Below are 26,519 nucleotides of genomic sequence, written 5' to 3'. Positions count from 1 at the left end.
CTACTTTTTATTTTCTGTATTAAACGTATGGTTAACCCATTGTTTGCCCCAATCCTGTTTTTCTTCTTCGGTCCAGAGAGCTGGGAAGAAGGATATTCTTTGAAAGCTTGGAGGCAGGAATTTCTTCCAATTGGTTCCTCCCGTAGCCTTTACAGTTTGTTTGTCTTTACTTAAATACCTGTAGGCAGCCCCCATATGCATAAGCAACCAGTTGATATTCACATTCACATCAAGGTTACGCATTGCCTTTACCAGCTCCTCATTATTCCTGTCATCTTCATGCATGTTGAGGAAACGATGATAAATGGTATTTCCGTATACTCCATTCGCAATCCTTAAGAATCGCGGAGTATATCTCTTTTCAAACTGTTTTAAAGTGAGTGTTTTTTCGCCGGTTTCCAAATCTATACCTCCTTTTTTCCAGTAGATATTCTCATAAAGTTCTTCTACAGCGTTCTCTTCTGAAAAATCTTTACGGATATCTGCGGAAACAAGATTCTCTAATGGCGTAGAATACAACTCGATCATTCTGAATTGTGCCGACTGAAATCCACTGGCTGGAAGTAAGGCCATCCTGAATTTCAGGAATTGCTCCCTTTCCATCCCTTTGATCATCACGTCGAAGGAATCTATCAGGATCCTGAAATAGCGATTTATTCTATTAAGCTTTTCAATAAAGAAAGATGCGGTTAAAGTCGCACTTTCTATGATTTGCTTTTGCTCGTGTATGATAAGTTTGAAATACAGCTCGGTGATCTGATGATAGGTAATGAAGATCATTTCATCAGGAAAATGCGTATTTGTTTTTTGCAGACTTAAAAGAGTGTCTACCTCTATATAATCCCAATAGGACAAGTAACGGTCGTAAAGCAGACCATCCAAATAGGACCCCATATCCTGACCCGAATTCTTAAACTTTTCTTCAAGTTTTATGATTCGTTCCGCGATCTCGGGTTTTATCTCCATGCTTAATTCATTATGATGCTGAACTGATGTTTGAGACCTTTATATGCTTCTAAATCTGCATCTAGCGAACCAACCGCCAGATCTGCTTCGATTTTCACAGGGATTTTATTTTTATCATCACTAACCCAAAAAGTAAGGCTTTCCTTTTCCTTAAATACGCGGCCCGCTAAAACATAAGGCCTGAACTTAAGGGTAGCTATCTTTCCAAACTTAGTTTTGATCACTTCCCTGCCCAGAAATACAAGCTTGAAATCGAGATTTTCATCGTCTATGAACATGTTAAGGCGCATCTCTTTTCCAGGCTTCAAACCATCAATATCAATTTGGTTGCGAATATAATAAAATGCCGATAACATATCGTGCACATTATTGGGTACAGAAAAGCTTTGAAGCTGATTATTTTTCTTGTTTAGAACGTGGGCTTTGTTATCCTCGTGATCAAAGTCTATTTCAAGATCCTTGGTATAACCGCCTTCATTTATTTTTCTGATGAACTTGTAAGGTTTACCTGTCTTTTTATCTATATAGGTCTGGTAATCATCATCAACTTTAAAGAAAAGACTCAGGAGCCCGGTAGATTTTCCTCTCCCCTTGATATGGTATACGGATTTATTATTCAACCTGGCTTCGTCTACTTCTAAAGTTGCATAGCTTGCATTGAAAATTCCGTAATGAATGCGAAACTTAAACCATTCGCCATCTTCAAAGGCCTGTTGAGAATATAATTGGGCGGAACTAACCAGACAGAAAAGAATGGTAATTGCAAAGAGTTTTTTCATCATAATTTGTTACTAAGTATCAGTATTTCTGGGAATAATACCCTAATTACAATTACTATTCCAAAAGTATTAAAACAAAAAACCCCATCAAATTAATGACAGGGAATTTTATCTTATTAACCAACTAAAACTTAAATTATGAAAAAAATTTAAATATGATTTTTGGTAACCACTCCAAAAATGCGGTGCAAAAGTCTGATATTTCTACCTTACCCGCAACAGCATAATTAACTTTAACTGAAAAATTATCTAATTATCAATAATTAAATATTTAAACTTAAGTTTTAGCAATTTTTTAATTCTAATTTAATGTACCTCGCAAATCCTGCTCTCTTTCGATAGCTTCAAAAAGAGCTTTAAAATTTCCTTTTCCAAAAGATTGTGCTCCTTTTCGTTGAATTATCTCAAAAAACATGGTTGGCCTGTCTAAAACAGGTTTTGTGAAGATCTGTAAAAGGTAACCTTCATCATCCCTATCTACCAGAACTCCAAGTTCTTTTAATGGCTCCAGCTCTTCATCAATCTCGCCAACTCTATCTAAAAGATCATCATAATAAGTTTCTGGCACATATAGGAATTCTACCCCACGATCTCTTAACTGAGTCACGGTTTCGATAATATTATCTGTTGCCAGCGCGATATGCTGAACTCCCGCTCCATTATAGAAATCTATATACTCCTCGATCTGAGATTTCTTCTTCCCTTTAGCAGGTTCGTTGATCGGGAATTTGATACGTCCATTTCCGTTACTCATTACCTTACTCATAAGAGCAGTGTAATCTGTAGAAATATCCTTGTCATCAAAAGACACCAACTGGGCAAATCCCATCACTTTTCCGTAGAACTCAACCCATTTGTTCATTTCGTTCCAACCTACATTTCCAACCATATGGTCGATGAACTTCAGGCCGGTATCTGTAGATTTAGCTTTTGTATTATAAGCCCTGTAGCCAGGCAAAAACGGACCTTCGTACTCTCCTCTTTCGATAAAAAGGTGAATGGTCTCACCATAGGTATGGATTCCGGAAATTACCGCCTTCCCATTACTGTCTTCGATCTCGTAAGGCTCAACATAAGATTTCGCACCTCTTTTAGTGGTTTCCTCATAGCTTTTACGGGCATCGTCCACCCACAGAGCAACAAATTTAACTCCGTCGCCATGCTTGTTTATATGCTCATTGATCTCACCGCCTTTTTCTAAAGGAGAGGTTAGTACGATCCTGATCTTTCCCTGTTGCAGTACATAAGAAACACTGTCTTTCTTTCCTGTTTCAAGACCGGCATAAGCTACCGGCTGAAATCCCCAGGCGTGCTGATAATAATATGCCGCCTGCTTGGCATTTCCAACGTATAGTTCAACGAAATCTGTTCCAAGAATTGGCAGAAAATCCTCTGCTTCTGGAACTACTTTTTCTAAATTTAATGATGTGTTATCTGTAGACATTTTGTTTTAAGTTTTTAAGGATTATTGATATTGTAAAAAATTGAAAAGTGCTTTCAAAATTTTACCACATCGCTCTATCCTGCGCTGATAAATCTTCTTTCATTTTATTCTCTGTCTTCTTCCTCCAACCATGATTTATGGTAGGTCTCATCTGCTATTTCCATAGCATCTTCAGTAAGCATCAAAGGTTTAAATGTATCTACCATCACCGCCAGCTCTTCAGTATCGGTCTGCCCAATACTTCTTTCCACAGCTCCAGGATGTGGACCATGCGGGATACCGGCCGGGTGCAAGGAAATGTGACCTGCTTCGATATCATTCCTGCTCATAAAGTCACCATCTACATAATACAGAACCTCATCGCTATCTATGTTACTATGGCTGTATGGCGCCGGAATACTTTCCGGATGATAATCATATTTCCTCGGGCAGAAACTACAAACCACAAAAGCATCGGTCTCAAAAGTTTGATGTACCGGTGGTGGCTGATGTATTCTCCCTGTTATAGGTTCAAAATCGTGAATAGAGAATGCGTACGGATAATTATAACCATCATAACCTACAACATCAAAAGGATGCGTGGCATAGACCATATCGAAGATCTCGCCCTTCTTCTTGATCTTGATAAGGAAATCCCCTTTTTCGTCGTTGGTCTCCAATTCATGAGGCTGCCTTAGGTCACGCTCACAAAATGGTGAATGCTCCAGTAATTGCCCAAACCAGTTTCTGTATCTCTTTGGAGTGTAAATAGGTCTTCTGGATTCTACGATGAACAAACGATTGTCCTCATCATCAAAATCTATCTTATAGATCGTTCCTCTCGGGATCAATAAATAATCACCATATTTAAAATCCAGGTTTCCTAGATGCGTGCGCAGTTTCCCGCTTCCTTTATGAATAAATAAAAGTTCATCTGAATCTGCATTCTTATAGAAATAATCCTGGGTCTCCCCCTGTGGAGAAGCAAGAACTATATCACAGTCTGCATTAGTAAGCACTGGCTTACGACTCTGCAAATAATCTGGATGCGGAGTTACCTGGAATCCTTTTAGTCTATAGGATTTAAGGTTATTCTCAATCGCGATCTTAGGCTTTGCATCATATTTCCCCTTGATCTCCTTGACCTGAGTAGGACGATGTTCGTGATATAAATTAGAGGACATCCCATCAAAACCAATGGTACCAAAAAGTTGCTCATAATAGAGGCTTCCATCTGGCTTCCTGAATATCGTATGGCGTTTATGTGGAATTTTACCTAGTTTATGATAAAAAGGCATAATTTTTTGTTTTTGAATCGATCAACATCCGGCAAATCATTAAGATATTGGGATTTTTTCGACTTTATTTTTCGATTTATACAAATATCATGAAAATTTAGCGAAATATTCTTAAATGTAGACTAAAAACAAGGCCTCAGCTGAGCATCTTATTAAGATGGTTTAACCTCCTTAAAACCAGAATCCAAGGCTAAAAAACCAGTAACTATCTCCTACTTCAGGGGAATAAGTATATTTTACTTCCATAGGCCCCATAAAAGTCTCCAGGCCATATCCTAAAGCATACCCCGTATAATCTGGCCATGAGAACCAGTTCCCGGTGGTATACAACCTGTCTTCTACATTCGCGATATTAGCACTGGCGATAATATGGTTTTTTCGCGCCACCTGATAATCGAATTCAAAAAGCGCCTGTATATAACTATCGCCGCTTAGACTCAAGAAATCATATCCATAAAATGGCTTGATGTTATTGATGAAGTCGTTCCCATAACCTCCAAGAAAGAAATCCAGCACCTCTGTCCCGTCATTTCCTATTTTAAAACCTGTTTCGGTAGAAACGCGTGTGCTAAAATTAGTAAAAGGCGTAACCGCATAACCAATAGCCCCTTTGGCAATAGAAAATTCAGCGAAATTATCATTAAAATCACTGGAATAAAGGTATACATGAAAATCTCCATTAAAACTCACGCCCTTAGTTGGGAAGTACTTGCTGTCATAAGAGTCGTATTTTAAATACCCAAAGGCGCTCGCATAATGACTATTATCAAAAATCAGCTGATTATTCTGATTGTTCAAATCATTAAAGCTTGTACTGCTAAATTTTAAATATTTGTGCTCCAGCCCGGCTCCAATAGAGAACACCTGCTGAAAAAGCGTTTCAACGTAAATCTGGTTAGTGAAATCTTCGAAATCCACTTCCAGTTCAGCGACCGATGCAGGCTCGTCGTTCCCTTCTAACTTGCGAATATTGTTCAGGTTTATATACTTTTCAAAAGTATTATACCTTGAATTAAGACCAACGCTCCAGTAAAAACCTTTATCCAGGTAATAATTAAAGTTATACCTAAGGTTATCCCCAACAATAAGATCTACGGAAGCCACATCATTAGTAAAAAGCAAACTCTTCCTGGTAAGGTTTACCAGGGCGCCGCTTTTGTATAGTTCGTCATAATGCAAGCCTAACCTTAATAACATCTTGTTCTCGCTTTCCTCAATCTGCATGGCAAGGATATAATTATCTTCCTCATCTTTAGGGATCAACTGGTAATTTATCCTATCGAAGTTTCCCGTAGCCGAAAGGTTATTGATGCCGATATTAAGGTCTTCGAAGTTATAAGGCTCATCATAATCCAGTTTCAGTTTACCCTGAACATAGGCCCTGGGATAGGTATTATTCCCTTCAAGCGTAAGATCGCTAATATTAAAAGTATCGATCTTCTTTACCCGTTTCCTTTCAAAATTTCCTTCTGTTCTATCGGCAAGATCTTTTATCTGGGGCAGTTTTCTTAAGGCGGCGACCTTACCCGAATCTATGATCGCACGGCCATCTTCGAAAGACATCACCGAAAATGGAGAGATATTCGGTTTGATATAAATATCGGTCATCGGAATTTTCTCTTTCATATCCCCAATCGTCCTGAAATTGCTAATCTGAGACATGATCTCGAAAACACTTCTCAATTTATCTCTCTTCACGAGGGTATCCTGAACATCTACCCCAATGATAATCTCAGCTCCTCTTCGTTTTAATTCTTCTACGGGATAATTATTGGCTACGCCACCATCGGTTAACAACTGGTCGTCTACCTTGATTGGACTTAAAATTGTAGGGATCGCTCCACTGGCAGATATAGCCTTAGCCAGGGATCCGCTATCGAGGATCACTTCTTCCCCGGTTTCAACATTCGCGGCCACGCAAAAAAATGGGATCTGTAATTCACTAAAATCGTTCACATCACTTACGTGCATGGTAAGCCGGGACATGAGATTATAGATATTCTGGCCTTTAAAGAGTCCGGTAGGAAATGAAATATCGAAATTATCGAAAGGTAAGGTTATGGCATATTTCTCTGAATCTTCCTTTTCATAAAAGGTTTTGGCCCTTCTCGGAATATCATCCTGAATAAGAATATCGAAATTAGTCTGGTTGAAGATAGAATCCAGTTCGTTCGCAGTATACCCCGAAGCATATAAGCCACCAATAATAGCGCCCATGCTGGTTCCGCCAATATAATCGATCTTAATACCCTCTTCCTCGAGTATCTTTAGAACTCCAATATGCGCAAGCCCTTTTGCTCCTCCCCCGCTAAGTACAAGCCCTACTTTAGGTTCGTGCTCATCCTGACAGAACCCACTAAATGTAGATAGGAAGAATAAAAAAGCTAAAAATCTACGCATTTATCCCGTGTGGTAATGATTAAATATTATTCCTGCTTTTGAAGCTCCAATAACTTCTGCCAGGTCTTTTTCTGAAGCCTCCTTCACCCTTTTTAAAGACCTGAAGTGTTTCAGCAATTCTACAACCGTCTTTTCTCCAATACCTTCAATAGACTCCAGCTCTGTATTAAGCGCGGTTTTACTCCTTTTATTGCGGTGAAAGGTAATTCCAAATCTATGTGCCTCATTCCTCAACTGCTGAATGATCTTCAATGTTTCAGATTTCTTGTCCAGGTACAAAGGAATTGGGTCTTCAGGATAAAAGATCTCTTCCAACCTCTTGGCAATACCGATAATGGCGATCTTCCCTCTTAAACCAAGATCATCCAAAGCCTTTACTCCGCTGGACAACTGGCCCTTCCCTCCATCTACAATAATAAGCTGCGGTAACTCCTCACCTTCATTAAGAAGCCTGCGGTATCTTCTAAAGACCACTTCTTCCATAGAGGCAAAATCATCCGGCCCTTCTACGGTCTTAATATTAAATTTACGATAATCTTTCTTACTGGGCTTCCCGTTTTTAAAAACAACGCAGGCGGCCACAGGATTGGTTCCCTGGATGTTCGAATTATCGAAACATTCTATATGTCTAGGTTCCTTACTCAGCCTGAGATCTTCTTTCATCTGCGCCATGACCCTGTTCACATGCCTGTCTGGGTCTACGATCTTCATTTGTTTGAACCTTTCCTGGCGGAAGTATTTCGCGTTCCTTTCAGAAAGTTCTACGATCTTCTTTTTATCACCAAGTTTAGGCACGGTGATCTTTAGGTCTTCTCCTACATCTACTTTAAAAGGAACATAAATTTCATTTGAATTAGAACTGAAGCGCTGTCGTATCTCCACGATCGCCAGCTCCAGAAGTTCCCGATCACTTTCATCCAGTTTCTTTTTCATCTCGATAGTATGCGAACGAATGATCGCCCCATGGGAAAGCTGAAGGAAATTCACATAACCATAACCCTCATCGGTTACTACTGAAAAGACATCTACATTATTGATCTTAGGATTTACCACGGTAGATTTAGACTGGTAATTCTCGAGCACATCGATCTTGTTCTTGATACGCTGTGCATCCTCGAATTCCATATTTTCAGCATGCTCCTTCATCTGGTTTCGGAAACGCTGCAGGGAATCTTTAAAGTTCCCCTTCACAATCTGCCGGATCGCTTCAATATTATTATTGTATTCTTCTTCAGATTGTAGCGCTTCACAAGGACCTTTGCAGTTCCCCAGATGATATTCCAAACACAGTTTATACTTCCCGTTCCTTATTTTATCTTCGGCCAGATCATAATTACAGGTTCGCAATTTATAGAGACCCTTGATAAGATCTAATAAGGTATTCACCGTTTTAAAACTGGTGAAGGGACCATAATATTCACTGCCGTCCTTGATCAATCTCCTGGTGGGAAAAACCCTGGGAAAACGCTCATTTTTAATGCATATCCAGGGATAGGTCTTATCATCTTTCAGCATCACATTAAAGCGGGGCTGAAGCTTCTTAATAAGATTGTTTTCCAGTAAAAGCGCATCTGTTTCAGAAGAAACCACGATATGCTTTATCTCCCGGATCTTTTTTACCATCACCCCTATGCGATGGCTGTCATGATTTTTATTGAAATATGAGGTGACCCTTTTTTTAAGGTTTTTCGCTTTCCCAACATAAAGAATTTTCCCGTTCTTATCATAATATTGATAGACTCCCGGGCTGTTGGGCAAAGTCTTTAACTGAACGTCCAGAGCAGGTTTTTCCATTAGTTCAAATTTAAAATTTAATTGACAGTCTTTTCAGGTTTTGGCGTTATAAAATTTAAAAAGCTTTCTTCTCAAAGCTTCTGCAATTTTTGGCTAAATTTGGATCTAACACCGAAACGTATAAATGCAAATACCTCCTTCAATCAAGGATTTTCTAGCAGTTTTTTTTGCCCTGCTATATTTGCTTAGTCCGCTTAACGAAGAAATTTTAGATATCTCACATTTGGTGTCCCACAAAGTTTCTGAAACATTTTCTGCTCACCAGCATACCAACGCTCACTCGCACTCTGGCATATCTTCACATGACCATGAACCTCCAAAGCATAAAACGCATGCTGAAGAACATTCTCACGATGTTCTTGAGTTTATAAGTACCGCTTTAAATATTTCAGACGAGGAAAAAGCTCCTGTTGAAAAGACCCAAAAAGAGACCTACGATAAACATCTTATTGAATACTATTCCCAGATTCAGCTTATTAAAGTGACAGAGAAAAACACCTATTCAGCATATATTCAAAGGAAATATTCACATTTCCCTGACAACCTTTTCCCTCCTCCTGAACCTGTTTTCCATAAAATTTAACGCAGACGAGCTGTAATTCAGCTACGTCAAAAAACCTATTTACTTATCCAAAGAAACCGTTTTGAACTTTCTCACGTATATAATACATGAGCAGGAATCAAAATGCTTCAACCAAAATAAAAATGAGAAGAATATTAAACATCCTATTTCTTTTCTGCGGAATCGGTTTTGCCCAAACTCAAAATTTTGAGGGCAAAATAATCGATGCAGATGGGAACCCTCTTGAAGATGTCGCTATTTACGATAGCTCCTCGGGATTCCATACGCACACCAATTCTTCAGGAGAGTTTAATTTAAAAAACGTTACCCCGGGAAACCTTATCAAGATCACCTTTCTTGGTTTTGAAAAACAGGATTACACAATAAGCAAGGAAGACTTTAATAAGCAAAAGGTCTTTGAGCTGAAAGAGGCCACGCTTAGCCTGGACCAGATCGTTTTAAGCAGTAATCGTGATCCGCTTAGCGAGGTCATCAGGGTTGAGCTTCAAACCAATCCTGTAAAATCCTCACAGGAGATATTGCGTAAAATTCCGGGTCTAATCATTGGCCAGCACGCCGGTGGCGGAAAAGCAGAACAGATCTTTTTAAGGGGATTTGACATAGACCACGGGACAGATATTTCCCTGGCGGTAGAAGGAATGCCGGTAAACATGGTATCCCACGCCCACGGGCAGGGATACAGCGACCTGCATTTTCTTATCCCGGAGACTATCAAAAATATCGAATTCGGGAAAGGTCCCTATTATTCAGATCAGGGGAATTTCACTACCGCTGGATTCGTGAATTTCAGAACCATGGACAAACTGGACGAAAATATGGTTTCCCTGGAACTTGGAGATTTCAACAGCAAAAGGCTGGTGGGAATGTTCCAGGTGCTGGACAAAGGCTACAGCAGCGCCTATATCGCGAGCTCGCTCAACCTTTTTGACGGGCCATTCGAAAGTCCGCAGAATTTCAATCGCTTCAACATTATGGGGAAATATAATTATATGAAACCCGGTGAAGAAGAACTAAACCTTACGCTTTCATATTTTCAAAGCAAGTGGGACGCGTCGGGTCAGATTCCAGAAAGAGCAGTGGCAGATGGTTCGATCAACAGGTTTGGAGCCATAGATGATACTGAAGGTGGAAATACTTCAAGAACAAATCTTTTGCTGAACCACGCCAAATTCCTTCCAGGATCTAAAAAGCTGAAATCTCGTGCTTTTTATTCGCATTATGATTTTGAGCTGTATTCAAACTTCACCTTTTTCCTGGAAGATCCGGTAAACGGTGACCAGATAAAACAAAAGGAAGACCGGAATATTCTTGGTGCCGAAAGTGTTTTAGAATATACTGGCAGGGAACTTCCACTAGAAATGCGTTATTCAGCGGGGATAGGTTTCAGGTATGACGATAGTAACCTGAATGAACTCTCCAGGACCAAAAACCGAAAGGAATTGCTGGAAAGACTTTCTTATGGAAATATTGACGAAACCAATCTTTATGGTTTTTTAAACACCGAGTTCAACCTGGGAAAACTTCAGGTAAATCCGGGACTTAGGATTGATTATTTCAATTTCGATTATGAGAATCTTATCACAGAAACCTATGACAATAAAAGCGAAGACAAGGTATTCTTCAGTCCAAAATTAAATTTCAATTACACCGCTTCAGCTGATTTACAGATATACCTTAAAAATGGAATTGGCTTCCATTCTAATGACACCAGGGTGGTAGTTGCCAGAAGTGGCGAGGAAATTCTTCCTGCCGCCTACGGTAGTGACCTTGGATTGATCTACAAGCCCGGCAATAAATGGATCCTGAATGCCGCTGCCTGGGTTTTGTTCCTGGAACAGGAATTTGTTTATGTAGGAGATGCGGCCATCGTGGAACCAAGTGGAAAAACCAGAAGATTAGGATTAGACCTTGGCGCAAGGTTTCAGGCTAATGACTGGCTCTATTTCTATTCAGACCTTAATTACACCTATGCCAGAAGTATCGAAGAACCTTCAGGGGAAGATTATATTCCGCTAGCTCCAGAATTCACTTCTTCAGGTGGATTAGCCGTAGAGAATCTTTCAGGATTTTCTGGTGCACTCTCATATAGATATATTAATAACAGGCCTGCGAATGAAGATTTCAGCATTACTGCAGAAGGATACGTAGTTACAGATCTTAACCTGAATTATCGTTATAAGAACATTCAGCTTGGAGTTATCATAGAGAACCTTCTGGATACCGAATGGAATGAAACCCAGTTTGCTACCGAAAGCAGGTTGAGAAATGAAGAATTCCCGGTAGAAGAAATACATTTCACCCCTGGTACACCTTTCTTTCTTAGAGGAAAGCTAAGTGTATTCTTCTAAAGTAAATTCCGGCTGGGAACCGATATTCTCAGCCGGATTATTTTTTACTAATAATTCATAAGAATATCCCTTATTTTTGTTTCCAAACAAAGCAACTGCTTTTTAGTATATTGCAACATGGAAAAAATAGTGATCGGCAGGTTTGATAAAGCAGATTTCCCGGCTTTACAGCTTAACGACATTGCCATAAAAATTGATACCGGAGCCTATACTTCCTCTATTCATTGCGATAATATTATCGAAAAAGACGATGCGATACATTGTACTTTTTTAGATGACGAACACCCTCTTTATAATGGTAAAGAATTCGTTTTCGAGGATTATGATATTGTCTTTGTTAGAAGCAGTAATGGTATCATCCAAAAAAGGTATCAGGTTCAATCCAATATTAAATTATTCGGGAAAGTATTTAAGATCTCGTTATCTCTTTCTTCCAGGCAGGAAATGAGATTTCCGGTTTTAATTGGAAGAAAGTTTTTAACCAAAAAATTTATAGTAGACACAGAATTGATCGATGTGTCTTATAACAAGAAGCTAGATGAAGATACGAATTCTATCAAGAAACCCTAGACTATACTCAACAAGCAGACTGGTCGAAGCGGCTAAGAAAAGACATCATGAAGTTGAAGTGATAGATCCTATAAAATGTGATCTCATCATTGAGAAGAAAAAACCCACAATTTATTATAAAGGTCACTGGCTGGAAGAAACCGATGCGGTTATTCCCAGAATTGGAGCTTCAGTTACATTTTTTGGTACGGCCGTGGTAAGACAATTTGAAATGATGGGAACCTTTACCACTACAGAATCCCAGGCACTGGTTAGAAGTCGTGATAAGTTAAGAAGCCTACAGATCCTCTCCCGGGCAAGATTAGGTTTGCCAAAAACAGTTTTTACGAATTATTCCAAGGATGTAACTGAGATCCTGGAGCATGTTGGTGGAGCCCCGGTTATCATCAAATTACTTGAAGGAACACAGGGACTTGGAGTGGTACTTGCCGAAACTCAGAATGCAGCAGAATCTGTAATCGAAGCATTCAACGGCTTACAAGCCAGGGTTATCGTTCAGGAATTCATTAAAGAAGCTGGCGGTGCAGATATTAGAGCATTCGTTGTAGACGGACAGGTAGTTGGAGCGATGAAAAGACAGGGGAAAGAAGGAGAATTCAGATCTAACCTTCACAGAGGTGGATCTGCTTCAGTTATCCAACTAACAGATGAAGAAGAAAATGCTGCGATCAAAGCCGCCAAGGCAATGTCACTGGGGGTTGCGGGTGTAGATATGCTGCAAAGTAGCCGTGGACCACTTATCCTTGAAGTGAATAGTTCTCCGGGACTGGAAGGGATCGAAGAAGCTACTGGAAAGGATATTGCCAAAACCATAATAAGATATATTGAAAGAAACGTATAGTGTATGCCTCGTATAGACAAGAACAATGTTCTTGAAATTTTAGGTGAAAAAGTATTACCCGGGAAGGGAGCAACCATCAATTTTAATATGGCCAAGCTCTACACCACTACTTCGGTAGAAGTTCCGGTTATCATTGAACGTTCTAAAAAACCGGGTCCGGTGGTACTTCTAACCGCCGGTATCCATGGAGATGAGATCAACGGCGTAGAGATCGTAAGACAGATCATTTCCAAAGGGGTAAATAAACCCCGAATTGGTACGGTGATCTGTATTCCTATCGTGAATATCTTTGGGTTTTTGAACATGGCACGGGAATTTCCCGATGGCCGTGATCTAAACCGGGTATTTCCAGGAACCAAGCACGGTTCCCTGGCCAGCCGTTTCGCTTACCAGTTCGTAAAAAAGATCTTGCCAATCGCCGATTTTTGTCTTGATTTTCATACCGGTGGAGCCGCAAGGTTCAATGCACCACAGATAAGAGTGAAAAAGGGAGATGAACAAAGTATAAAATATGCTAAGATCTTTAATGCACCATTTACCATTCACTCCAAGACCATTACCAAATCGTTTAGGGAAACCTGTTCTAAATTAGGGATACCTGTCTTACTTTTTGAAGGTGGTAAATCTTTAGACAGCAATAAAGATATTGCGAAATACGGAGTTGATGGTGCCATGAGAATTTTAAGCCATTTGGATATGCTGAATCCAAAATTCGACTATCCCGATGTAAAAAAAGAAACCGTAGTAATCGCTTCCAGTTCCTGGTTAAGGGCAAAATACAGCGGGTTACTGCATGTTAAGATCCCTTGCGGAAAACATGTTACCAAAGGGGAATATATCGCAACCATTACAGACCCTTATGGTAAATTCAGCCATAAGATCAAATCTCCCAGTGAGGGATATGTGATCAACATCAATGAATCTCCTATTGTATACCAGGGAGATGCTATTTTCCACATTTCTATGCAGCCAAAAACTGAAGAGCATGAACAAGTCGGAACTTAGAAAGAAGTTCAAAGATCTAAGGTTAAAACTGGAAGATGCCGAAATTGAAAAAATGAGCCTGGATATTGCCAACCGATCCCTGGAATTACCGGTTTGGGAATACAGATATTACCATATTTTCCTGAGTATCCCAGAGCAAAAGGAGGTAGATACAGAGTTCTTACTGCATATTCTGCAAGGCAAGGACAAGGAAGTGATCATTCCAAAAACAGATCATGAGACCGGTGGACTTTTAAATTATCTGTTGACAGATCAAACCGTGATCAAAAAGAACCGCTGGAACATCCCTGAACCACAGGAAGGAATCGAAGTTCCTAGCGATAAGATAGATGTAGTATTCATACCCCTGCTGGCTTTCGACAAAACCGGTCACCGCATAGGCTACGGGAAGGGTTTCTATGATAAATTCCTCGCAGGCTGCAAACCTGAAGTCATTAAAATTGGGCTTTCATTTTTTGAACCTGTAGAAGAGATCAAAGAAATATTTAGCAGTGATATCCCTCTGGATTATTGTGTCACCCCAGATAGAATTTATGAATTCGGCACAAAATAATTTTTGTAATGATAAGGTTATTAGCTTATTTTTAACCTGAACAAATCACTTTGATGCTCAACGACCTACAGTTAAATAGCATACTGGAAGATTTTGATATTGCCTACTGGAAAATAAATTTGTTTTCCAAGGAGATATCCTGGTCTGAGCATTTCAATATTCTGGTTGGGAAACCTGAAATTGAAGAGGATAGATTTGAATTCTTCATAAATCATATCCTGCATCCCGATTATCGCTACGATTTCAGGATACACTTCGAAAAACTTATCAAGGAGAACGAACCTTTTAGTTTCGAGATCAAGTTAAAGCTGGAAAACGGCAAGTATCGCTGGTTCGAGTGTAAGAACCAGAAAAAGAGGAATTCTGAATTCCGGGAAACCGCGGTGCTCTTATTCGTGAATATTCACCAGAGCAAGAGAGATCAATACACTATTGAAGAGAACTTCTTCTATTACCGGGAAACTGCCGAGATGACCTCCACCGGAGGCTGGTATGTAGATACGGTAAACAAGAATATATACTGGGATGATGTATCGCTGAAGATCGTTGAATGTCCCCGCGATTTTCAACCGGCCTATGAAGATCGTATGAAATTCTATGCCAAGGAGCATCACAACCGGATGCGAAATGCCTTCGATAAATGTGAAAACTTCGGTATTCCTTTTAAACTGGAGCTTAAAATGGTCTCCTTTCAGCACCGTGAATTCTGGGTGAGATTAACCGGTAAACCCGTTTATAACGACGAACAGGAAGTGGTAGGTATTCGCGGAGTTCTTCAGAATATAGACGAGAACAAGAACAACGAACTTAACCTTCAGAATTCCCTGGATATCATCGCCACACAAAATTCAAGATTATTCAACTTTGCCCATATAGTTTCTCATCATTTAAGATCTCACAGCAGTAACCTAAGCCTCATTGTAGAGCTGCTGAGAGAATCTAAAACAGACCGCGATAAATTAGATCTACTGGCCAATGTCGAGGATGTATCAGATAATCTTGATTCAGCCATTTCAAGACTGAATAATATCGTTAGCATACAGACTTCACTGAAAAAAGAACCGGTTCTTATCAGGTTTGAGGAAGCCCTGGAGGTAGTTTTAGCATCCATCTCTTCGTTGATTAATCGAGAAAATGCAAAAATCGTCGCTGAATTTCAGGATTTGAAAGAAATTCGCTATATACCTGAATATCTTGAAAGTATTTTACTAAATTTAATCACGAACGCCATCCGGTATAGACAACCGGGACGTAAACCAGTCATTTTTATACAGACCTACGTCGAGAACGATAAAGAGTTTTTAGAAGTTAGCGACAATGGGATGGGAATAGACCTCGATGAATATGGTGAAAAGATGTTTGGAATGTATAAAACCTTTCATCCTAGTAATCCCGAGGCAAAAGGGATTGGTTTGTTCATAACAAAAAATCAGGTAGAGGCCCTTGGGGGGACAATATCTGTTAGCAGTACCCTCAATATTGGGACAACCTTTAAAATCAAATTCTAGATTCTATTTATTATGGGGCAAAAAGTAGAACTAGCGTGTATCATCGACGACGATAAGATATACGTGAACTTAGTAAAGAAGATCATAGAGATCAAAAAGCTTTCAGAAAACTTACTCATTTACAAGAACGGGAAAGAGGCGCTGGATTACTTCAAGGAGATCATGCAAAATGTCACCGACGAAGATAAACTTCCAGACATTATTTTCCTGGATCTCAATATGCCGGTAATGGACGGTTGGGAATTTCTAAACGAGTTTATCAAGATCAAGAACAATCTCAACAAAAAGATCACTTTATATGTGGTTAGTTCCTCTATAGATCCGCGTGATCTAGAAAGAGCTAAGTCTTTTAACCTGGTAACAGATTATCTTATCAAACCTATAGAATTGAAGAAGTTCGAAAAGATCTTCGATAGAACAGCTGCCTAATTCTTCTTCTTTTCAGGCTTGCTCTCCTTCGGGAACGCTCTTTTATTGAAGAGAAGCAACATCGCCACACCCACACTTATTGCAGAATCGGCAATATTGAATACCGGTTCAAAGAAGGTAAAGTATTTTCCACCCCAGAAAGGTATCCATTCAGGCAAATAACCTTTCCACAAAGGGAAATAGAGCATATCTACCACCTTTCCGTGGAAAAGAGAGCTATAGCCTCCACCTTCCGGTAAAAAGCTCGCTACCTGCCCGTAACTTTCGTTAAAGACTACTCCGTAAAATACAGAGTCGATGATATTCCCGAAAGCCCCGGCAAAGATCAACGCGATAGAAGTAATTAGGATCCTTGAACCGTTCTTTCTAACCGAATCCCACAGCCAGTATCCAATCCCTACGATCGCTGCAAGGCGAAAAAGAGTAAGGGCTAGTTTCCCATATTCTCCAGGAATTTTAGTACCCCAGGCCATTCCTTCATTTTCTACAAATAGGATCCTGAACCAGTCGAAGACTTCGATCTCTTCTCCTAATGCGAAATTGGTTTTGATATATAATTTTGAAATCTGATCGATCAAAAGGATCAGTATAATAAGGAATCCGGCTTTTTTAAGGGACATGAATCAACTTTGTTTGAAAACGGGTCAAAAATACTAATATTATTTAGTTTTTACGCACCTTAATATCTCCGTCTATACTCTTAAGTCTTAATGGATTTCGGCCCGGCAGGAATTCTGGTATCTCCACGGTTCCATGACGGCTTTCTGCCTCTATAAGACCAGATGCTGTTTCCACCAGAATATGTCCCGAATAGGTATTGATCACGGCGTCACCGGAAAAATCCAATAGCTTACAATAACCCTGTTTGAGATCTGCATAAATAGATCTAAAATCTCCACTTGCTTCTACCGAGGCGATATTTGAATTAATAATCACCTCTAAACCTTGCGGAACTTCTAATTCGATTTCAAGGGAAAATACCTTATGGGCACTAAGCTTGTCGTAACCACCGGTCAATCTTTCGGGATATCGCGTGCTTATCTTAAAGACATCTTTCTGTTGCTCCGTATTCAGGATGATATCATTAAAATATTCCCCTTCAGAATGTGTACTGATACTGATCTGTGAAGTCCAGGTAGATGTGATCTTTATATGATAAACTTCATCGGTATCGATCTGGATACTTTTTATGTTTTCAGCATCAATAATCTCACGAGTATCCCTCTGGGCAAGTAACGTCCCGGAAATTAAAACCACCGCAAATAATAAAATATTCTTCAGCATCATCAATCTTAGATCCAACAAAAAAACGTCCAAAAAATAAATTCTGGACGTTTCGTTTATAATTAATCTGTATACTATCGCTGCATGTTCTTAGCCTCGATGCTTAAAGTAGCATGCGGTACTAAAAGCAATCTTTCTTTAGCAATAAGCTTACCGGTTACACGGCAAATCCCGTAAGTCTTGTTCTCAATGCGCAATAAGGCATTTTTAAGGTCCCTAATAAACTTCTCCTGGCGTATCGCTAACTGGGAATTCGCTTCCTTGCTCATGGTCTCACTTCCTTCTTCAAATGCCTTGAACGTAGGTGAAGTATCATCTGTACCGTTATTACCATCGTTCTTATAGGCGCTTTGATAGATTTCAAGTTGTTCCTGAGCCTTTTCAATCTTCTTCTTAATCAGAGTTTTGAACTCTGCCAAATCAGCATCGCTGTAACGTTCTTTTACTTCTGTAGACATGGCTTAATGTTTTTTAATAAACAATTTGGTGGCAACTTCATCAAATTCGACTTCAGCACCTTCATCTACCACCTCTACGAATTCGAGCTTCGCAGTTAATGTTTCGTTCTTAATATAAGTTATATTATCGTTTACGGCGTCCTCGATAACACCGTCCTTTTGTAGGGTCACATCTATTGTATCAGTCACCTCGTAGCCTGAATCCTTTCGGAGGTTCTGGATCCTGTTAACCAGCTCTCTGGCAACACCTTCCTTCTTCAACTCCGGACTGATACTAACGTCCAGGGCTACAGTTAAGCCACCATTGCTGGCAACCAACCATCCTTCAATGTCCTGAGAAGATATTTCCACCTCCTCAAGGTTCAATTTAACTAAATTTTTGTTAACATCCACCTCGATCTCGCCTTCACGCTCGATCCTGGAGATATCCTCTGCTGTAAATTCGTTTATCTTACTGACTATCAGCTTTATATCCTTACCAAATCTCGGGCCAAGAACTCTAAAATTAGGCTTTATTTGCTTCACAAGAAGGCCTGATGCATCATCGATCAGCTCGATTTCTTTAACATTTACTTCAGATTTGATAAGATCTTCCACCGCTTTTATCTCCTGCTTCTGCTCCTCGTCAAGTACCGGAATCATTATCCTTTGCAGAGGTTGACGCACTTTGATCATCTCCTTTTTACGAAGTGAAAGCACTAAAGATGAGATGGTTTGAGCCTTCTCCATCTTTCTCTCCAAAGATTTATCCACAAATTTCGGTTCATAAACCGGGAAATCGGCAGTATGCACAGATTCAGATTTATCTTTTCCAGTTGCAGCATTAAGATCGCGGAACAACCTGTCCATAAAGAAAGGCGCTACCGGGGCTCCTAATTTAGCAACGGTTTCCAGACAGGTATAAAGGGTTTGATACGCAGAGATCTTGTCCTGCTCATAATCACCTTTCCAGAATCTTCTTCTACTTAATCTTACGAACCAGTTACTAAGGTTTTCCTGAACGAATTCTGAAATCGCCCTGGTCGCTTTTGTTGGTTCATAATCTGCATAGAACTTATCTACTTTTTCGATAAGTGTATGTAATTCTGAAAGTATCCATCTATCTATTTCAGGTCTTTGCTCTAATGCGATATCATCTTCAGCATAACTGAATTCATCGATATTAGCATATAGCGTAAAGAAAGAATAAGTATTGTATAAGGTTCCGAAGAATTTACGTTGAACCTCTCCAATCCCCTCAATATCGAATTTCAGGTTATCCCATGGATTCGCGTTAGAGATCATATACCAGCGAGTGGCATCTGGACCATAAACCGCTAGTGTCTCGAAAGGGTCTACCGCGTTTCCAAGACGTTTAGACATTTTCTGTCCGTTCTTATCCAGTACAAGACCGTTAGAAACAACATTCTTATAAGCAACATCATCAAAGATCATGGTTGCGATCGCATGAAGCGTATAGAACCATCCTCGTGTCTGGTCAACACCTTCAGCGATAAAGTCGGCTTTACGCCATTTATCTTCTACTTTTTCCTTGTTCTCGAAAGGATAATGCCACTGTGAATATGGCATGGAACCGGAATCAAACCAAACATCGATAAGGTCTGCCTCACGCTTCATTGGTTTACCAGAATCTGAAACAAGGGTAATACCATCTACAACATTCTTGTGAAGATCTACTTTTTCGTAATTCTCCTCGCTCATATTACCTGGCTCAAAGTCTTCGAAAATATCTTTCTCTAGAACTCCCGCCTCAACAGCTTTGGCCATTTCTTCCTTAAGCTGAGCTACAGACCCAATAACCTTTACTTCTACTCCATCTTCGGTTCTCCAGATAGGTAATGGAATTCCCCAGTACCTGCTTCGGCTAAGGTTCCAGTCATTAGCATTTGCAAGCCAGTTTCCAAAACGACCTTCTCCGGTTGATTTCGGTTTCCAGTTTATGGTCTGGTTCAGCTCATGCATTCTGTCCTTGAATTCGGTTACTTTAATGAACCATGAATCCAGCGGATAATATAATATAGGCTTATCTGTTCTCCAGCAGTTTGGATAGCTGTGAACATATTTTTCAACTTTAAAAGCCCTGTTTTCTTCTTTTAGTTTGATCGCAAGCTCAACGTCTACAGATTTCTCTGGTGCCTCTCCATCATCATAATACTCATTCTTCACATACTTCCCGGCCAATTCACCCATTTCTGGTCTGAATTTACCCTGAAGATCTACAAGAGGAATCAAATTTCCATTCTCATCTTTCACCAACATTGGCGGCACCTCTGGAGTTGCCTGTTTTGCAACCAGGGCATCGTCTGCACCAAAGGTTGGCGCGGTATGCACGATACCGGTACCATCTTCTGTAGTTACAAAATCTCCAGAAATTATTCTGAAGGCGTTTTCAGGATTATCGTTGGGCTGGGCATATGGCAGTAATTGCTCATATTTAACCCCAACAATATCTTTTCCTGAAAAGCTTTCCCCTATCAAATAAGGAATCTTCTTATCCTCTTTTGAATAAGAGTTAAGATCTTCCTCAGATTCTGCTTTTCTGAATTTTTTATCGAATTGCTTTTCAGCAAGTTCCTTCGCTACAATGATAGTAATTGGCTCGAAGGTATACTGGTTATATGTCTTTACGGTAACGTAATCGATCTTAGGACCAACGGTTAAAGCCGTATTCGAAGGCAAGGTCCATGGAGTTGTGGTCCATGCGATAAAGAACAAATTCGGAATATTTTTTAGAAAATCCGGAAGTGTATCTTCTTTTACCTTGAACATTGCGGTTACCGTAGTATCGGTAACATCCTGGTAAGTTCCAGGTTGGTTCAGCTCATGCGAGCTCAATCCCGTTCCCGCTTTTGGTGAATAAGGCTGAATGGTATAGCCTTTATAGATAAGATCTTTCTTATAGATCTCGGAAAGCAGCCACCAAACCGTTTCCATATATTTGGATTTGTAGGTAATATATGGATCTTCCATATCTACCCAGTAACCCATTTTCTGAGTAAGATCGTTCCAGACATCGGTATAACGCATCACCGCATTTTTACAGGCTTCGTTATACTTCTCGATACTTATTTTGGTTCCGATATCCTCTTTGGTAATTCCAAGTTCCTTCTCTACTCCTAACTCCACAGGAAGTCCGTGAGTATCCCATCCGGCTTTACGCTTTACCTGGAAACCTTTTTGAGTTTTATATCGGCAAAAAATATCTTTTATGGCACGTGCCATTACGTGGTGAATTCCCGGCAGACCATTAGCTGAAGGCGGACCTTCAAAAAATATGAATGGCTCTTTACCTTCACGGGTAGACACGCTCTTTTCGAAAATATCATTCTCTTCCCAATAATTGAGGATTTCTTCTGCCACCTTAGGCAGGTCAAGACCTTTGTATTCAGGGAACCTTCTGCTCATTTTCTGCTTTTTTCAAATGATGTGCGAAAATAAGGATTTTTAACAAAAGAAGATATTATTCTAAGGTAAAATGCATGTGTTATTATTCTTATGCGAAAACTTAAAAAGCTGGAACTTAAAGGCTTTTTATTAAGGCAGAATTAAAAAGTGTAGGATAGGGCGATGATCAAATTTCTGCCAGCAGCCGCGATTCCTGATGAATAGGTGCGGTAGCGCTGGTCTGTAATATTCTCTAAAGAAACCGTGGCCAGCCAGTTCGAACTCAATTCATATTGCCCGGTTAGATTCAATGTGTACCATGAAGGTGAGTATGGATTCCCGTTTTCATCCAGGGCATATAAATAGGGTTTATTCTGTTCTCCAGGGGCAAGATCCTTAAAATCGAACTGCCCGTTATACTCGGTAAAAAGATCAAATTTCAGTCTTCTTTTATTCCAGATCAAATGCGTATTTCCAAACATCGGGGCCGCGTGTCTCAGAGGCACATATTCTCCTCCTTCATTCTCTTCTCCATGGGTATAACTAAACTGGGATTTAAGCCTTAAGGCTACAGAAAAATCTACTTCCAGTCCCGCTTCAATACCATAGACATAAGCATTGGCGGCATTTTGGATCGCCTGCACCCTGCTTGGCTCTCCCTGGTAATCTATTTCGGTTTCCCCGTTAAGATCAAAATCCCTTCTCACCATGGCATTATCCAGATAGGTATAATAACCCGTAAGGGCCAGGCGGATATTTTCATTAAAATTGAAATCGGCTCCCAGCTCTGCATTATAGGCATATTCAGATCTGAGGTCTGGATTAGGAACCACCACCGATCCAGGTTCAGAATCGAATATTTTCCCAACATCATCGATATTTGGAGCTCTAAAGGCGGTTGAAAGACCTAGCCTCCAACCCACAAAATCATTCTGTCTCCAGTTTAACCCAAGACTTCCGGTAAGCGCTCCGGTGCTGATATCTGCCTTTTCAAAAGGAAAATCATAGAAACGGTCATCAAAACTGGCGTCTACAAGAATATGATTATACCTGATCCCGGATTGTAAGGAAAACTTCTCGGTGAGTTTCCACTGGTAACTGGAATAAACGGCCATAGACTGCCAGCTCGATCCATCGGGATACCTGCTGGCCGTTTCGCCGGTATCGTTGTTTGAAATATTTCTGAAGTTACCATTAGAACTTACATTATTCAGCACATACTCAAAACCATAGAATAACTTACTTTGAGACAAGCCCTTTTCAAAATCCAGGTTTGCCGAATAAGCATCTACATTTTCTTCAGTAGTAAACAATATGTTCTCGCCAAAGTTCCGGTCGTTCCTGCTTTCACCGAAGAATTGATAAGCCCCGGTAAACTGCACTTTATCATAAAATTCTGAATCGCTGCGGTGATTAACGTTCAGGTTTCCCAGGAACCATTTTTGAGGTCCGTAATACCATTCTGCCGCACGAAGAACTCCATCTCTTTTTCTGTATAGCCTGTCGTAACGCGGAAAATCAGAAGTTTCAGAATAAATGAGTCCGAGATTGAGATCCCAGTCTTTAGACGGCATATATTTCACCTTTTGAAGCAGGTTTAACTGATCATAACCCGTTGGCTTCTGAACCAGGGGATCATCATTTTGCAGTATCACATCTACCCCATCCTGCCTCGCGGCATATTCGTTCCTTAAAAAATCATCGGGACCGTGTTCCCCCATCTTAAGATCCCCGAAATCTGAATAGGTCACCCCAGTAACGAATGCCCAGTTATCCAGCCCGATATTAAGATCTGCATGCACCGTATTTTCATTATTGGCCGTGGCAAACCGGGTATAGATATTTCCTGAGAAAGAAGTTCCTTCATCAAAACTGAATTTCGGTTTCAAAGTATAAAAATTCATCACTCCGCCAATCGCATCACTCCCATACACCACAGAACCGGGGCCTAAAATGATCTCTGCGCTCTCCACCATCATAGGATCTATCGAGATCACATTCTGAAGATTCCCACTTCTAAATATTGCCGAATTCATTCGAACTCCATCCACGGTCAAAAGCAACCTGTTCGTTGAAAATCCCCTTATCATAGGACTTCCCCCACCAAGCTGACTCTTCTGAACAAATACCTGCCCGGTACTTTCCAGCAGATCTGCCGATGTCTGCGGGCTCGCCAGCTGAATTTCTGACGGAGTGATACTCACGATCTTCTGCGGAATCTCGTCCTTCTTTAATTTGAAGCGTGCTACCGAAAGGGTCACCTGCTCCAGTTGATTCTCGCTGGAATGTAGCAGCACGATATTTGAATTATTGAGGATCTCCCTTTTTCTGCGATAGGCTTCGATATAGGTATCAGAGTTAAATATGATCACTTCGGTATCTGAAAACTGGGAAATATCAGCTTTTCCTGCACTATTGGTAATAGTAGAAACCGATCTGTCTCTATTATAGATGGCCACTTCATCTATTGGTTCACCAGAATTATTATCCAGGACGGTAATTTCCTGGGCAGAGGTAATTGAAAAAATAAAAAGAAATAGAGAAAGTATTTTTAGTCGCATTTAGCCAAAAATTTCATTTAGTACGCTCAAAGACTTTGGTTTACGAAATCCCTCGATATGCAGCTCGTAATACAACAAGAGCATATTAAGCAATTCGTTGCGGGAAGTCTGATTCATCTTTATTTGGTGCAAGGCATCAAAATCGGTGCCCAGGAGACTTTTCAGCAAATCTACATTTTTACCTTCTATACAATAATCATTCGTTGGGATTTCCTGGAAAACACCATCCAGGAGATTGAAAAAAGGAAGATCGGTCATCCCGATTTCCGGCTGAAAGCCCAGGTATCGCGTAAGATTCAGCAAAAATAACAAATGAAAATTAGCGAATTTATCGGTAAGGTCCAGGAACTGAAAACTATATTCGAGATAGTTAAATAGAGGCTCATTATTCTCTTCTTCATGAATGGAATTCCGCAGCATTTCGGCCAAAAACATGGTCATAGCCTGTTTAACCGGATGTGTATGCAGGGTTTGATAATTCCCTGTCACCTTCGCTTCTCTCAAATATTCCATTTTCCCGGTGCCTCGATGATTTGCAACGATCTCCAGCTGAGTAAGACTCTGAAACATAGAAGCCTTGAATTTTCCTTTTTTAGACTTAAGCACCCCTTTCAGCATGTAGGTGCACAGACCATCAGATAAAGTATAAGCTTTCACTATCAGATCTGCCTCCCCATATTTTAAAGCACTAATAATGATCGCTTTGGTCTGGATGAGCATTCAGGAAAATTTGGGGTGAATTTATAAAAAAAGCCGCTTTAAAAAAGCGGCTTCTGGCAATAATATATTTTTTGATTCTTATACTACACCCTGAGAAAGCATGGCATCGGCAACTTTTACGAAACCTGCAATATTCGCTCCCTTCACGTAGTCTACAAAACCATCTTCATCTTTACCATATTCCACACACTTCTCATGAATATCGTTCATGATCTCGTGTAGTTTTTTATCAACCTCTTCTGCAGTCCAGCTATATCTCATAGAGTTCTGAGACATTTCTAATCCAGAAGTGGCAACACCACCAGCATTAGAAGCTTTTCCAGGAGAGAAAAGAATCTTTTCTTTATGGAAAACAGCAATAGCTTCTGGGGTACAAGGCATGTTAGCTCCTTCACCAACACACATACAACCGTTCTTCACCAATGTTTTCGCATCTTCTTCTTCCAGCTCATTTTGAGTGGCACATGGAAGCGCTACATCACATTTGATTCCCCATGGAGTTTTACCTTCATGGTATTCAGCAGAAGAATATTCATCAACATATTCGCTGATTCTTCCTCTTTTCTCGTTCTTCAATTCCATGATGAACTGAAGCTTTTCAGCGTCAATCCCGTCTTTATCATATATGAATCCTCCAGAATCTGACATGGTAACTACCTTAGCACCAAGTTGAGTAGCTTTTTCAGCAGCGTACTGTGCTACGTTTCCAGCTCCTGAGATCACCACTGTTTTACCTTCAAGATTTTCATCTCTGGTTTTCAGCATATTCTGCGCAAAGTATACGTTACCGTAACCAGTCGCTTCAGGTCTAATTAAAGAACCTCCATAAGAAAGTCCTTTCCCGGTTAGTATACCGGTAAATTCATTCTGAATTCTCTTGTACTGACCAAAAAGGTATCCGATCTCACGACCACCAACACCTATATCTCCAGCCGGCACGTCACAATCTGCACCAATATGTCTTTGAAGTTCTGTCATAAAACTCTGGCAGAATTTCATTACTTCATTATCTGATTTTCCTTTAGGATCGAAATCTGATCCTCCCTTACCACCACCCATAGGCAGCGTGGTAAGACTGTTCTTAAATACCTGCTCAAAAGCAAGGAATTTAAGAATACTAAGGTTTACTGAAGGGTGAAAACGCAAACCACCTTTATAAGGTCCAATCGCCGAGTTCATCTGGATTCGGAAACCACGGTTTACCTGTATCTCACCTTTATCATCTAACCAAGGCACTCTGAACATCACTACTCTCTCTGGTTCTACCATGCGCTCGAGAAGCATTTTGTTCTGGTATTTTTTATTCTTTTCTATAAAAGGAATTACCGTTTCTGCAACTTCATGAACCGCTTGCATAAATTCTGGTTCATTCTGGTTTCTGGTTGACACCTTTTCCAGGAAATTTTTGATGTTTTTTTCCATAATGACTGGCGCTATTATTGAATTATAAAAATTAGGTCCAAATTCTGCAGCAAATATAAATATTCTTTAATGATTAAAAGTTTCATTTTGTCATTTGATATAAAATTAACTTTTATATTAAACAGCCCTATATTAGCCAGCTTAAATAAATTTCCGATATTGTATTTTGCTATATTTGCCTATACCGCTAGTC

The 26,519-nt window shown here is 40.0% G+C and carries 21 protein-coding genes; 8 read left to right on the top strand and 13 right to left on the bottom strand.

The window, feature by feature from the left end:
• The 6 genes from C8P64_RS05760 to uvrC all read right to left on the bottom strand — a co-directional run bounded on the left by C8P64_RS05760 (nucleotide 1) and on the right by uvrC (nucleotide 8,660).
• Nucleotides 1–966 (bottom strand): tryptophan 2,3-dioxygenase family protein, encoded by a 966-nt coding sequence (locus C8P64_RS05760; protein ID WP_108171066.1) that lies wholly within the window; start codon nucleotides 964–966, stop codon nucleotides 1–3.
• A 2-nt stretch (nucleotides 967–968) separates the two neighbouring features.
• Entirely contained in the window at nucleotides 969–1,745 is a 777-nt protein-coding gene (locus tag C8P64_RS05755; RefSeq protein WP_108171065.1) for a DUF3108 domain-containing protein, read from the bottom strand.
• A 301-nt stretch (nucleotides 1,746–2,046) separates the two neighbouring features.
• On the bottom strand, nucleotides 2,047–3,189 hold the full coding sequence (hppD, locus tag C8P64_RS05750; protein WP_108171064.1) for a 4-hydroxyphenylpyruvate dioxygenase: 1,143 nt from the start codon (nucleotides 3,187–3,189) through the stop codon (nucleotides 2,047–2,049).
• 104 nt (nucleotides 3,190–3,293) lie between these two features.
• Entirely contained in the window at nucleotides 3,294–4,466 is a 1,173-nt protein-coding gene (locus tag C8P64_RS05745; RefSeq protein WP_108171063.1) for a homogentisate 1,2-dioxygenase, read from the bottom strand.
• A gap of 171 nt (nucleotides 4,467–4,637) precedes the next feature.
• Nucleotides 4,638–6,866 (bottom strand): patatin-like phospholipase family protein, encoded by a 2,229-nt coding sequence (locus tag C8P64_RS05740; protein WP_108171062.1) that lies wholly within the window; start codon nucleotides 6,864–6,866, stop codon nucleotides 4,638–4,640.
• The gene (uvrC, locus tag C8P64_RS05735) at nucleotides 6,867–8,660 is read right to left on the bottom strand and encodes an excinuclease ABC subunit UvrC (protein WP_108171061.1); all 1,794 of its coding nucleotides are present in this window, start codon (nucleotides 8,658–8,660) and stop codon (nucleotides 6,867–6,869) included.
• 124 nt (nucleotides 8,661–8,784) lie between these two features.
• Here uvrC and C8P64_RS05730 point away from each other — a divergent pair, with 124 nt between their 5' ends.
• The 8 genes from C8P64_RS05730 to C8P64_RS05695 all read left to right on the top strand — a co-directional run bounded on the left by C8P64_RS05730 (nucleotide 8,785) and on the right by C8P64_RS05695 (nucleotide 16,497).
• Nucleotides 8,785–9,243: a hypothetical protein gene (locus tag C8P64_RS05730; RefSeq protein WP_108171060.1), complete on the top strand. Its 459-nt coding sequence runs from the start codon at nucleotides 8,785–8,787 to the stop codon at nucleotides 9,241–9,243.
• A 122-nt stretch (nucleotides 9,244–9,365) separates the two neighbouring features.
• Complete coding sequence (locus C8P64_RS05725) at nucleotides 9,366–11,591, top strand: TonB-dependent receptor (RefSeq protein ID WP_108171292.1); 2,226 nt, start codon at nucleotides 9,366–9,368, stop codon at nucleotides 11,589–11,591.
• Between the two features lie 117 nt (nucleotides 11,592–11,708).
• Nucleotides 11,709–12,161 (top strand): ATP-dependent zinc protease family protein, encoded by a 453-nt coding sequence (locus tag C8P64_RS05720; RefSeq protein WP_108171059.1) that lies wholly within the window; start codon nucleotides 11,709–11,711, stop codon nucleotides 12,159–12,161.
• Nucleotides 12,130–13,002 carry a 30S ribosomal protein S6--L-glutamate ligase gene (gene rimK / locus C8P64_RS05715; RefSeq protein WP_108171058.1) on the top strand — a complete coding sequence of 291 codons (873 nt, stop codon included), beginning with the start codon at nucleotides 12,130–12,132 and terminating at the stop codon, nucleotides 13,000–13,002. Before C8P64_RS05720 ends, rimK begins: the two co-directional genes overlap by 32 nt.
• 3 nt (nucleotides 13,003–13,005) lie before the next feature.
• On the top strand, nucleotides 13,006–14,007 hold the full coding sequence (locus C8P64_RS05710; protein ID WP_108171057.1) for a succinylglutamate desuccinylase/aspartoacylase family protein: 1,002 nt from the start codon (nucleotides 13,006–13,008) through the stop codon (nucleotides 14,005–14,007).
• A complete protein-coding gene (locus C8P64_RS05705; protein WP_108171056.1) occupies nucleotides 13,988–14,560 on the top strand; it encodes a 5-formyltetrahydrofolate cyclo-ligase in 573 nt (190 codons plus the stop codon). The genes C8P64_RS05710 and C8P64_RS05705 overlap by 20 nt, the downstream gene beginning before the upstream one ends.
• 53 nt (nucleotides 14,561–14,613) lie before the next feature.
• Nucleotides 14,614–16,068, top strand: a complete 1,455-nt coding sequence (locus C8P64_RS05700) for a sensor histidine kinase (protein WP_108171055.1) — start codon at nucleotides 14,614–14,616, stop codon at nucleotides 16,066–16,068.
• A gap of 12 nt (nucleotides 16,069–16,080) precedes the next feature.
• A complete protein-coding gene (locus C8P64_RS05695; RefSeq protein ID WP_108171054.1) occupies nucleotides 16,081–16,497 on the top strand; it encodes a response regulator in 417 nt (138 codons plus the stop codon).
• On the opposite strand, the gene C8P64_RS05690 is transcribed toward C8P64_RS05695, so the two are convergent.
• The 7 genes from C8P64_RS05690 to gdhA form a co-directional block, all read right to left on the bottom strand.
• Nucleotides 16,494–17,117, bottom strand: coding sequence for a lipoprotein signal peptidase (locus tag C8P64_RS05690; RefSeq protein WP_108171053.1), 624 nt, complete (start codon nucleotides 17,115–17,117; stop codon nucleotides 16,494–16,496). The two genes, C8P64_RS05695 and C8P64_RS05690, sit on opposite strands and share 4 nt — an antisense overlap.
• A gap of 43 nt (nucleotides 17,118–17,160) precedes the next feature.
• Nucleotides 17,161–17,814 carry a DUF4097 family beta strand repeat-containing protein gene (locus C8P64_RS05685; protein ID WP_245889660.1) on the bottom strand — a complete coding sequence of 218 codons (654 nt, stop codon included), beginning with the start codon at nucleotides 17,812–17,814 and terminating at the stop codon, nucleotides 17,161–17,163.
• A 41-nt stretch (nucleotides 17,815–17,855) separates the two neighbouring features.
• The gene (locus C8P64_RS05680) at nucleotides 17,856–18,239 is read right to left on the bottom strand and encodes a TraR/DksA family transcriptional regulator (RefSeq protein ID WP_108171052.1); all 384 of its coding nucleotides are present in this window, start codon (nucleotides 18,237–18,239) and stop codon (nucleotides 17,856–17,858) included.
• A 3-nt stretch (nucleotides 18,240–18,242) separates the two neighbouring features.
• Complete coding sequence (gene ileS, locus C8P64_RS05675; RefSeq protein ID WP_108171051.1) at nucleotides 18,243–21,644, bottom strand: isoleucine--tRNA ligase; 3,402 nt, start codon at nucleotides 21,642–21,644, stop codon at nucleotides 18,243–18,245.
• Nucleotides 21,645–21,784: 140 nt separating this feature from the next.
• Nucleotides 21,785–24,184, bottom strand: a complete 2,400-nt coding sequence (locus C8P64_RS05670; RefSeq protein ID WP_108171050.1) for a TonB-dependent receptor plug domain-containing protein — start codon at nucleotides 24,182–24,184, stop codon at nucleotides 21,785–21,787.
• On the bottom strand, nucleotides 24,185–24,904 hold the full coding sequence (recO, locus tag C8P64_RS05665) for a DNA repair protein RecO (protein WP_108171049.1): 720 nt from the start codon (nucleotides 24,902–24,904) through the stop codon (nucleotides 24,185–24,187). It abuts the gene before it with no gap.
• Nucleotides 24,905–24,982: 78 nt separating this feature from the next.
• On the bottom strand, nucleotides 24,983–26,326 hold the full coding sequence (gdhA, locus tag C8P64_RS05660; protein ID WP_108171048.1) for an NADP-specific glutamate dehydrogenase: 1,344 nt from the start codon (nucleotides 26,324–26,326) through the stop codon (nucleotides 24,983–24,985).
• Between the last annotated feature and the right edge of the window lie 193 nt (nucleotides 26,327–26,519).

This window comes from Christiangramia gaetbulicola (genome assembly GCF_003054225.1).
Lineage (GTDB): Bacteria > Bacteroidota > Bacteroidia > Flavobacteriales > Flavobacteriaceae > Christiangramia > Christiangramia gaetbulicola.
The sequence above is the reverse complement of the archived record's forward strand: the minus strand, read 5'-3'. Positions and strand labels throughout refer to the sequence as shown.